9 protein-coding genes are annotated in these 11,033 nt (G+C 68.6%); 6 read left to right on the top strand and 3 right to left on the bottom strand.

Going from position 1 to position 11,033, the window contains the following annotated elements; genetic code table 11:
* Positions 1-56: 56 nt before the first annotated feature.
* From PP359_RS09370 to PP359_RS09355, 4 genes are read left to right on the top strand one after another with little or no spacing between them, the layout of a single operon-like run.
* Entirely contained in the window at positions 57-1,154 is a 1,098-nt protein-coding gene (locus PP359_RS09370) for an ABC transporter substrate-binding protein (protein ID WP_295818284.1), read from the top strand.
* Positions 1,155-1,158: 4 nt separating this feature from the next.
* The gene (locus PP359_RS09365) at positions 1,159-1,989 is read left to right on the top strand and encodes an ABC transporter ATP-binding protein (RefSeq protein WP_499250422.1); all 831 of its coding nucleotides are present in this window, start codon (positions 1,159-1,161) and stop codon (positions 1,987-1,989) included.
* Positions 1,990-1,991: 2 nt separating this feature from the next.
* Positions 1,992-2,798, top strand: a complete 807-nt coding sequence (locus tag PP359_RS09360) for an ABC transporter permease (protein ID WP_036321123.1) — start codon at positions 1,992-1,994, stop codon at positions 2,796-2,798.
* A gap of 2 nt (positions 2,799-2,800) precedes the next feature.
* Positions 2,801-3,691: an ABC transporter permease gene (locus tag PP359_RS09355; protein WP_499250421.1), complete on the top strand. Its 891-nt coding sequence runs from the start codon at positions 2,801-2,803 to the stop codon at positions 3,689-3,691.
* 69 nt (positions 3,692-3,760) lie between these two features.
* On the opposite strand, the gene PP359_RS09350 is transcribed toward PP359_RS09355, so the two are convergent.
* Positions 3,761-5,137: an amidohydrolase family protein gene (locus tag PP359_RS09350; RefSeq protein ID WP_499250420.1), complete on the bottom strand. Its 1,377-nt coding sequence runs from the start codon at positions 5,135-5,137 to the stop codon at positions 3,761-3,763.
* A 93-nt stretch (positions 5,138-5,230) separates the two neighbouring features.
* Between PP359_RS09350 and PP359_RS09345 the strand changes: the two genes are divergently transcribed.
* Together PP359_RS09345 and PP359_RS09340 are read left to right on the top strand one after the other, a co-directional pair.
* Entirely contained in the window at positions 5,231-5,848 is a 618-nt protein-coding gene (locus PP359_RS09345) for an LOG family protein (RefSeq protein ID WP_036321118.1), read from the top strand.
* 325 nt (positions 5,849-6,173) lie between these two features.
* On the top strand, positions 6,174-7,856 hold the full coding sequence (locus tag PP359_RS09340; protein WP_499250419.1) for an RCC1 domain-containing protein: 1,683 nt from the start codon (positions 6,174-6,176) through the stop codon (positions 7,854-7,856).
* A gap of 20 nt (positions 7,857-7,876) precedes the next feature.
* Here PP359_RS09340 and PP359_RS09335 read toward each other — a convergent pair whose 3' ends face one another.
* Both PP359_RS09335 and PP359_RS09330 read right to left on the bottom strand, forming a co-directional pair.
* On the bottom strand, positions 7,877-10,396 hold the full coding sequence (locus PP359_RS09335; protein ID WP_499250418.1) for a helix-turn-helix transcriptional regulator: 2,520 nt from the start codon (positions 10,394-10,396) through the stop codon (positions 7,877-7,879).
* A gap of 31 nt (positions 10,397-10,427) precedes the next feature.
* Entirely contained in the window at positions 10,428-11,003 is a 576-nt protein-coding gene (locus PP359_RS09330; protein WP_499250417.1) for a signal peptidase I, read from the bottom strand.
* Positions 11,004-11,033 lie beyond the last annotated feature (30 nt).

The following is an 11,033-nucleotide window of genomic DNA, read 5'->3' as shown; positions in this document are numbered from 1 at the left end:
AATCACCGCAGCCCGTTCTGCATCCACAGCACAAGACACAGCACCCGGGAGACCCGATGCACTCACGCTCCAGCCGTCGCCGCCGCGGCGGAATCATTCTGGCGGTCGCCGCCGCCGCAGCCCTCGCCCTCTCGGCCTGTTCCTCGTCCGGAGGGGCGGCGAGCCCCTCGGCATCCGGTGAGGCCGCCAGCTACGGCGACATCAGCGTGCAGTACTCGTGGATCAAGAACGAGGAGTTCGCGGGCGAGTTCTACGCCTACGACAACGGCTACTACGACCAGGCGGGCTTCTCCAAGGTGACCGGCGTCGCCGGCCCCGACACGGGTGTCGCCAAGCTCCTCTCCGGCTCGGTTCAGGTGGCGTTGACCGATGCCGCGTCCGTCGGCGCCGCCGTGTCGGAGCAGAGCGCCCCGCTGAAGATCATCGCGACGACCTTCCAGAAGAACCCCTTCACGATCCTGTCGCTGAAGGACAAGGGCAACATCGCGACCCCGAAGGACCTCATCGGCAAGAAGATCGGCGTGCAGGACTCCAACGCCTCGGTGTTCAAGGCGCTTCTCGCCGCGAACGGCATCTCGGAGAGCCAGCTGACGATCGTGCCCGTCGACTTCGATCCGACCCCTCTCATGAACGGCGACGTCGACGGCTTCATGGCCTACCTCACCAACGAGGCGATCACGGTCTCGATGGCCGGCTACCAGACCACCAACCTCGCGTATGCCGAGAACGGTCTGCCCTACGTCGCCGAGTCGTACGCCGTCACCGACCAGTACCTCGCCGAGCACAAGGACCTGCTGAAGGCCTTCCTCATCGCCGAGATCAAGGGCTGGACCGACACGTTCACCAAGCCTGTCGACGACACCGTGTCGGTCGTCACGAAGCACTACAACGACTCGGCCGCGGCCGGCGACCTCACCTTCGGCGAGCTGAACCCCGCCAAGGTCAAGGCCGGCATCGAGGCGCAGGCGAAGCTCATCTCGACCGATGAGACCCAGGCCAACGGCCTGTTCACGATCTCGGACGACCTGAAGAGCCAGACCCTCGCGTCGCTGAAGGCCTCGGGCTGGGAGCTGACGGCCGACCAGCTGTTCGACACGTCGATCATCGACGAGATCTATGCCGAGCACCCCGAGCTCAAGAAGTACCTGCCCTAACGAGATGTCCGTGTCATCCACGATGGATGCCGGTGCCGGCGCGACTGCCGCCGGCACCGGCATCCAGATCTCCGGAGTCTCCAAGTCGTTCACGCTGCGCGGCGGGCGTTCGCTGCAGGCGCTGCAGGGCACCGACCTGCACACCGACAAGGGGTCGTTCCTCGCTCTGCTCGGCCCCTCGGGCTGCGGCAAGTCGACGATCCTGCGCATCCTCGCCGCTCTGGATCACCCGACCGACGGCGTCGCGCTCGTCGACGGCGAGACCCCCGACCAGCTGCGCGCCAAGAGCGAGCTGGGTATCGCCTTCCAAGACCACGCACTGCTGCCGTGGCGCAGCATCCGCAAGAACATCGAGCTGCCCTTCGAGGTCGCCGGTCGCAAGGTCGACCGCGGCTACGTCGACGAGCTGATCGACCTCGTGGGCCTCCGCGACTTCGCCGACGCGAAGCCCGCCCAGCTGTCGGGCGGCATGCGCCAGCGCGCGTCGATCGCACGCGCCCTCGTCCTGAAGCCGTCCGTGCTGCTGCTGGACGAACCTTTCGGCGCCCTCGACGACATGACCCGGCAGAACCTCAACCTCGAGCTGCTGCGCATCTGGACCGAGAAGCCGGCGACGACTCTGCTGGTGACCCACGGCATCAGCGAGGCGATCTTCCTCGCCGACCGCGTCGCCGTCATGTCGCCGCGGCCCGGGCGGGTCAAGGAGATCATCGAGGTCGACCTGCCGCGCCCGCGCACGCCCGAGATGATGCGCACGCCCGAGTTCCACGCGCTCGTCGACCGCGCCTCCGAGCTGCTGTTCGGACACGACGGCCGCGCCGAGGCCGAGGCGTAGCCGTGGCTCGCGTGCGCGTGCCCGGCTGGGTCGCGGGACTCGTCGGCGCCGTCGTCCTGGTGGGCGTGTGGTGGCTGTTCTCGCTGACCGCTTTCCGCCCGGCGGACGGCACGAGCTACACCCCCGTCCCGTCGCCGTGGGCGGTCGTGGACTGGCTGTTCGTGCAGGGCAACATCGCGGGCGCCTGGGGCGTGTTCCAGCCGACCATCACCGCGGCGGCGATCGGCTACCTCTGGGGCAACGGCATCGCCCTGCTGCTGGCGACGGTCGTGCTCGTCTTCCCGCGCACCGAGACAGTGATCACGCAGATCGCGGTCGTCACCTATTGCCTCCCGATCGTCGCGGTCGGAGGAATCTCGATCGTCGTCCTCGGCGGCGCCAAGAACCCCGGCGACCCCTCGGCGACCGCGATCTTCCTCGCCGCCCTGGTGTGCGTGTTCACGACGGTCGTCGGCGCGATCCTCGGATTCACCTCCGCCGACAAGGCGGCGCTGGACGTCGTGCGCGTCTACGGCGGCGGACGATGGACCCAGTTGCGCAAGGTACGGCTCATCGCCGCGCTTCCCGCCATCCTCACGGCGTTGCAGATCGCCGTGCCGACCGCCTTCCTCGGCGCCGTGCTCGGCGAATACCTCGGCGCCATCACGGCCGGCGTCGGACCGACGCTGATCCGACTGCAGGGCCAGCTCGACTCCGCCGGCGTCTGGTCGGTGTTCCTCCTGTGCGCCGTGTTCGCCCTCGTCGCCTATGGACTGTTCGGTCTTCTCATCAGACTCGTCACCCCGTGGGTGGCCGGAAAGGCGGTGTGAGTGTGAACGTCATCGACGCGTCCCCGGCGACACCCGCGGCATCCCACGTCGGCACGGCCGACCCGATCGCCGTCGCGCGCCTGCGCGCGGAGCGGCGGCGCGGGCTCCGGCGCACCCTGCGACGCTCGCTCGGCAACGCCGGCATCACGCTGCTCGTCCTGCTGCTGCTCTGGCAGGCGATCGTCAGCCTCACCGGCATCTCGCCCTACATCGCGAAGGGTCCGCTCGACGTGTGGACGTTCCTCGTCACCGCGCCCAAGGCGGAGGCCAACCGGGCGCAGATGTTCCCGCTCGTCGGCCAGACGCTGCTCGACGCGTGGATCGGATTCGTCGTCGGCATGATCGTCGCGATCATCCTGGCCATCGCGTTCAGCCTGTCGAAGGCGATCGAGGCGGGCGTCATGCCCCTCGTACTGCTGCTGCGCACCATTCCCCTCGTGTCGATCGCTCCGGTCATCATCCTCGTCACCGGGCGCGGCACCCCGGCATCCGTCGCCGTCATCGGCACCGTGGTGGTGCTCTTCCCGGCCCTGGCCAACGTGCTGTTCGGATTGAGCCGCGCCAGCCGGCAGAGCCTCGACGTCGTGCACGTCTTCGGGGGCGGCCGGTTCACGGCGCTGCGCAAGGTCAACCTGCCCGGGGCGCTGCCGTCGGTGTTCGCCGCAGCGCGCGTATCGGTGCCGGGAGCCGTGACCGGTGCCCTGCTGGCGGAGTGGCTCTCGACCGGCACCGGCATCGGCGGATCGATCCTGAAGTTCAACGCGCAGGCGCAGTTCGCTCAGCTGTGGACCTCGATCGCCCTCATCACCCTGATCACGCTCGTGCTCTACAACCTCGTGCAGATCGTGGAGAACATCGTGCTGGCCCGCATGGGCATGGCCACCGGGCGCTGAGGGCCCGCGCCGCGCGTCACACGGCATCCCTTGCAGTTCGCCCGGGCGGAGGCGACAGCGCAGAGGGGCTCAGTGCGGGTGGCCGCGCAGCGGGATCACGGCGGCGGGCAGCTCGTGCACCTTCGCCGACGCCTCCTCGGCGAGGGGGTTGGTCGAGACGCCCTCCGCGTTCACGAGACGACCGCCGACGTAGACGGCCTTCAGATTGCGCGGGCTCATCGCCAGCACGTACGAGCGCACGGGGTGCCACAGCGGCCCGACGTCGGGACGGCGGGGGTCGACCACGACGAAGTCGGCGAACTTGCCGACCTCGAGCGAACCGACGCGATCGGCGACACCCATGATCTCGGCCGATCCGAGGGTGTGCAGCCGGAGCATCTGCTCGGGCATCATCGACAGCGGGTCCTTCGTCCGCGCCCGCTGCGCGTAGATGCCGATGCGCATGTTCTGCCACGGGTCGCTGACGTCGGTGCAGGCCTGGTCGTCGAGACCGACCCCCACCTTCATCCCCATCGCGAGCATCTCGGGTACGAGCGCGGTGCCCGAGGCGAGACGACCGTTGGATGCCGGCTGCCACGACATCGCCGCGCCCCCGGCCACCGACTGCGCGATGATCTCCGGCGTCGTCTGGATGAAGTGGCCGAACACGAGTCCGAGTTCGAGGGCTCCGGCGTCGCGGTACAGCGCGAACTTCGACCGCTGGTGCTCGACGGCCTCGGGCGACTCGAGGAAGTGCGCCTGATTCGTGACCCCGTACCGGCGCATCGCCTCGACTTCGAAGGCCGCGGCATCCGGGTGGGGAGACCACTGAACCTGGCCCATGATCGACGAGCCGAGCGCGTAGTCCGCATCGAACGTGCGGGTGTGGGCGACCTCGGCGGCGAAGCGGTCGAACACCTCGTCGGGGGTTCCGGCGGTGACATCCATGCCGGCGGCATCCACGAAGCGGATGCCGGAGTCGCGCGTGCCCTCCGCCTGACGCCAGTGGTACTCGAGCCCGCGCAGGCCCGCGGTGCCCGTGCGCTTGCCATCGACCATCGGCTCCCACGCCTGCAACGGGTCGGTGAAGTTGTACGCCGTCGTCACACCGTTCGACAGGAAGTCGAGGGAGCCGTGCAACGTCGCCCAGTAGAGCTGATCGGCGCTCATGTGGGCGGTGGTGCCGAGCATCGCGTCGCACCAGCCGTACAGGGTGTCGGCCACGCCGAGCCCACGCAGACCGCTCGTGAACAGGTGCGAGTGGCTCGACACGAATCCGGGAGCGACGAACGCCCCCGCGACGTCGAGCGTCTCGTCGGCGTCGGTGCGGACCGGCGGGGTGCCCGCGCCGAGGGCGGCGATGCGGCCGTCATCGCCCACGAGCATCCACCCGTCCTCGACGTAGCCCGGGTCCTCGGTGCCGGCGGGGACGGTGATCAGACGAGCGTGAGTGACGAGGAGCGACATGCTCTGCACGCTAATCAGGCCATGTTTCCGACCTGTCACGGCATGGAAACACCCGTGCACGTCGTGGAAACACGCGCCGATTAGCGTCTGTGCATGTCGCGTTTCACGGTCACGGTCTTCTGCGGATCCTCGCCCGGATTCGACCCGGTCTACGTCGAGGCGGCGCGCGCCGTCGGCACGGCGATCGGCCAGGCGGGCATGGCGCTCGTGTACGGCGGGGGCCACGTGGGACTGATGGGGACGGTCGCCGATGCCGCGCTCGCCGCGGGGGCGGAGGTCACGGGCATCATCCCGCGAGCTCTCCAGGCGCGCGAAGCCGTCAACGAGGATCTGACCGAGCTGATCGTCGTGGACACGATGCACGAGCGGAAGATGCTCATGGCCGACCGCGCCGACGCCTTCCTCGCCCTTCCCGGCGGGCCGGGCACGCTCGAAGAGCTCACCGAGCAGTGGACGTGGGCGCAGCTCGGCATCCACGAGAAGCCGGTGGGCCTGCTCAACGTCGCGGGCTACTTCGATCCGCTGCTCGCCTTCGTCGCGAACATGCGCGACCGCGGCTTCACACACCCCCGTTACACCGACATGCTCGTCGTCGCCACCGCGGCGACCGAGGCACTGGCGCGACTGCGCGACTACGTGCCCCCGGCGCGGTCGGAGATCTCCCCGGGCGCCGAGATGACCGGCGCGATGGCGCTGCCCGTGCGCCCCTGAGCGCGCCGGCGGCGGGCGGCGCTGAGCGAGAAACCACTCTGGCGCCGAGACATCTCCGCAGCGGGGGTTTCTCGGCGCGGAACGTGTTTCTCGGCGCGGTGTGGAGCGCGGCGACGGGTGGAGGCTCCCCGGCACCTCACAGCACTCAGCGGGCGTAGCGGTCGCCACTCATCTTCTCGAGCCCGCGGCCTCTGGTCGATCGCGGCGGCGCCCGGCGGCACCTAGCGCCCGATGACCACCCCTAGATTCGCCGGGAGATCGCGGCCAGACAGGTGCCCGCCGGCGACGCGTCGCCGGCCACGCGATCTTCAGGAAGAGAGATCCCGTGCAGAAGAGAATTGTTGTCCTGGCTGCCGTCGCGGTCGCGGTGCTGACACCCGTGGCGATGACCTCCGCCGGTTTCACCGACACGACCCATGCCGCGTCACGTCTCGTCACCGCATCCGCACGCCTCGACGAGCCTCCGGTGTACTTCAACTCCGCCAGCGGCTCGGGGCTGTGGATCACACAGTCGGGCGAGCTCTATCTGTCGGGTGATCGCCGCGCGGGAGACGGGGCGGGCGGTACGACCTCGAACGGCTCCGCGCCGACCAAGGTCGCCATCCCGAACGACGTCCGGATCATCGACGCCGTCGGGGGGAGCACCGACTTCCATTATCCGATCGGCGAGAGCTGGTACGCCGCACTCGATGACCGGGGGCGGGTCTGGACCTGGGGCACCGCGCAGAACGCGTTCAACGGTGAGAAGGGACGCGACTCGATCGGGCGGGGTCGTATCTCGCAGGCGGAGCAATATCGAGCGGGACTGGTGATCACCGCCGATCGACGCGTGCTCAGCGGGATCGTCCGGATCTCCCGCACGGAGAACCAGGTTCTCGCCCTCGACGCCGACGGCAACCTCTGGACCTGGGGCAGCATCGACAACATCGCCCGCCCGGACGGTCGCAACGTCGCCACGCCGTTGCCGATTGTGTCCAACGACACGTGTTGGACGCCTGGGTCGGGGCGGTGCACGCCGGACAGTCCCGACACGGCGGGGAAGATCCGTTGGCGCTCGGTGTGGAACGGGGCGAACCTGGGTCTGGGCGTCGGGCGCAATGGATTGATCTACACCTGGGGGTGGGACAACTCGAACGGACTGAGCTCCGGACAGGTGCACACCTACGCGCCGACCTTGAACGAGGGCGCAAACCTCACACTCTTCGCGGCCTATCCCGACCTCTACCGCACCGGCGACGGCCTCGTCTACGACCCGAAGGTGCAGACGACGGCGCAGGCTCGACACCGCACGTACGTTGCGATCGTCACGGCGATGAAGGACAAAGTGCTGCCCGGCTGCGACGGCACCCTCGGGCAGCTCGACCGCGTCGACGACACCTGCCCCGTGCGCCAAGCCGCGATGTTCGATCTGGCCGGGAGCTTCCTGCTCCAGAACGGCGCCCTGTTCACCTGGGCTGTCAACGACGCACGTAACGGGTACGCCTTCCTTGGCCGCGCGAGTACCACCGACTCGACGTGGAGTCTCGATCCGACCTATCGATACGCCCCCGGACGTGTGAGCGTCGCGGGGCAGCAGACCACGTTCCGCTCCTACAACGCCACCCTGACGAGCGTGACGGCGGTCACCGCCGCCGGCGACGTCTACGGCTGGGGTGTGAACAACTACTGCCAGGCCATCGGTCGCCATCTGGACGGTTCCGTGCCGTGCACGACAGGGATCCCTGCCGAACGCGTCCTCCTGCCCACTCGCATCGCGGCCCTCGACGACGTCGCCGTCCGCGAGATCAGGACGGCGGCCTGTACGACCTGGGCGGTGACACGCGACGACGGCCTGTACACCTGGGGCGGCACGCAGAACGTCGCGGCCTACGACTACGCGTGGTGCGGACGATACCCCTCCGGTGCCCAATCGTTCTCGTTCCTGAACGTGAACGACCCGTCCGCGCCGGCACTTGTCTTCTCCCGTCCGCTGGCCGAGGTCGCAACGGGGACCGTTCGGGTGAAGTGACGGCGCGTCCTCGTGAGCGCTCACCGACTGATCAGCTGGAAGAGCTCCTGCCTGTTCGTGGCACCCGTCTTCTTCAGGGCACTGTGGATGTGATTCTCGATCGTGCGGACGCTGAGACCGAGCCGGGATGCGATCGCCGCGTTGGAGTGGGTGCGAGCGAGCAACGCGATCTCGGTCTCCCGCGCCGACAGCGCGTCGGCACCGTCGTCTGCCCCCGCTGTTCGAGAGACCGCTGCGGTCAGCGGGATGTCGGCATCCGCTTTCAGTGCGTCGAACGCCACCCGGATGGCGACGCCGAGCTCCGACGACGTGCTCTCGCGCTCCTGCCTGCTGCGCGCCGCGAGAAGGAGCAGCGCCAACGGCACGGTGCGGTCGTCGCCGAACTCTCTCGCCATCGTGACGAGGCGCTCGGGGTCGCTGAAGGAGGCCACCCCCAGCGCGAACAGCTTCTCCGGATCTTGGCCGTACGCCTCGATCATGTAGCTGCGGAAGAGCTCCAAGGAGGAGATGTCCGGCCAGATCGCGAGCCCGATCCGCACGGTCATGAGGGCGGCGAAGAGTCGACGTTCACCCTTCAACCGCTCGGCGAAGCCGCGCATCGCCTCCATCGCGCGCGTGGGAGCATCTTGGATGAGGAGCCGGAGGATGCCGCCGAGCTCGCCCTGCATCCCGGGCAGGGCGTCGTCGGAGACATCGAGACTCTCCGCTTCTGCCTCGAAGAAGGCCGCGATGCTCGTGTCCCCGAGCCACAGGTTGATGAAGGAACCCATCCACAGCAGGGATCGGTACAAGCCATTGTTGACGGTGCCCGACGGACCGTAGGACAACGCCGAGTCGACGACGTCGAGGGCCTCATCCCAGCGGGCGAGACCCAGCAGCGACAAAGACGCGACGTAGGCATGCAGCAGAATCGCTGCATGGTCGCGAGCGTCCTGCGCTTCCTGGAAGCGCGCGAGGCTGCGGTCGAGGGCGCGCTGCGCTTCGCCGCCGACGAGTTCGGTGAGCGCCTCGACGAAACCGACGAAGCGCCGGACGATCTGCAAGCCCGAGTCCGGAACCCGCGAGACCCACTCCGCCGCGACCGCGAAGCGTCCCTCGATGAGACTCGCGTAGGCGAAGGTGGAGATGCAGAGCGCCTCACCGGCCGTTCCGACGATGCCGACGTCGGAAAAGACCTGCGTCGGGTCGTCGCCGATGCTGTCGGCGCCGTGCGTGAGAAGCCGACTGAAGATCTCGAGCGAACGCGCCCAGACGGGAAAGAGTGTGACCAGTTCGTGGAAGATCTCCGACGATCGCGCATCACCGCGACGACTGCGCCCCGCCCACAACGAGTGGAGGAAGGCGAAGTCGAAGCCCTCCTCGGGCGTCGCAGCCGATGCCAACGGGGTGACATCGAAGACGGTGCGCAGGGTGCGCTCGCTGCGGGGGACATCCAGCAGCGTCTGCACGTAGGGCAGTGCCGTGCGCACGGTGGGAGTCTGCTCCCAGGCCGCGGCAAGCTCGAGAAGGCGTTGATCGACGTGCTCCCGGAAACCCCGCACCGACAGCGCCACGCTCGCCGGGGCGAGAACCCCCGGAGTGAAGGAGGCGGCCTCAGAATCGCCCTGCAGCCCCGCAAAAGCATGACCCGAGGTGTCGAGGAAGAAGTCCTTCAGCGCGGGCGGATTCAGGGCGATGCTGTGGCCTGCCGATGTGGTGATCATCGAGATCAGGCCGCGCCCCTCGAGGTCTTTCACGGTCTGCTCGTCCACCCGAGTACAGGCCTCGGGTTGCGGGCGTGAGTGGACGACGGCCAGATGCTCCAACCCGTCGAACGATGCGGGATCGAGGCCGGCGAGCCTGGTTTCGAGCCAGGCGTCCGTATGGGGGTTGCGGAGGTTCTGGCCGGTCATGACCCATCGGTCCCCGCGAAGCTCGATCAGGCCGTTGTCGCGGGCGCCGTCGAGGGTCGCAAGCGCGAGGCCGGTGATGCCGTGCGACTTGGCGAAGATGCGCGACACGATCTCGGTGTCGGGGCGCCCACCCAGCTGATCCTGGAGCAGCGCCGCAGTAGCGACGAAGTCCAGCGGGCGCAGGTCGACGCGCCGGCCCGGGTCTCTCGTGTAGCGCACCCCGTTGCGCACGAGCGCCCCGATGCTCCACGCGCGAGACAGCACGACCGGTGCCCCCGTGCGGTCGGCGGCCGCCTGGATCACACTCAACGTGCTCCGGTCCACGTTCTCGATGCTGTCGATGATGACGGCGCGCTGCGCAGCGCCCAGAAGGGCAGCGGATGCCGCATCCACGAGACCGGCGTACGACACGGGAGCGCGCGAAGCCGGCAGCGTGACGAGGGACTGCTGTAACGCGAAGAACTCCCGATCGCGCATGTAGGGCGTTCCGGTGATCACGAGCAAAGTGAAGCCCTCCGCTTCGAGCGTCGTCCGCAGCTCTGTGAGCAACGTCGTCGCGCCCACGCCGCCCGGACCGCAGACATGGGCGGATCGTCCCTCACGCACACAGGCGAGGAGAGTTCGGAGCTCGTACGTGAACATGAACATCGTCTCCCCACTCTGTCACCGGGGGAACATTTCAACCAGACGCGCGCTCGCGCGCGGGGAGCAACCCGAGGCCGATGACGGCGATCACTGCGACGACGAGCGCCGCCATGATCGGCGGCGACTTCACGGCGACAGCCACGTAGCCCGCCCAGGGAATCGCGAGCACGACGCGCTCCGCTGCCCCGACGACATAGGGGTCGGGATCGACCGTGGCGTTGGCGTCCCCTTTCAACTCGACAGTCGCCCGTCCGTCGACGACCGACGTCGTCACCACGCGATGCGTGACGAGGCCGCGACCACCCGGCCTGTTCACCGTGATGATGTCGCCCGGTCGGATCTCGTCCGCGGACGTCGGCACGACCAGCAGCAGCGAGCCCACGGGCAATGCCGGCTCCATCGATCCGGAGATGACGACCTGGGGGCGCATCTGGAGGAGGAGGCACACGATGACGATCAGCGCGCTGGCGACCCCGAGGAGGGCGCCGAGCCAGAGACCGGCGCCCCGCAGCATTCGAAGCAGACGCAGGAATCGCCGCGGCGCCGCTGCACCGGCATCCGCCGCGGCATCGCGCTCTGTCATGGGCGAAGAGGGGAGGGAAGTCGTCATGAGATATCAACCGTTCGAGCGTGGTGGAGG

This window comes from Sphingomonas sp. BLCC-B65, assembly GCF_028550675.1.
Lineage (GTDB): Bacteria > Actinomycetota > Actinomycetes > Actinomycetales > Microbacteriaceae > Microbacterium.
This window is presented reverse-complemented; position numbering and strand designations above follow the sequence as displayed.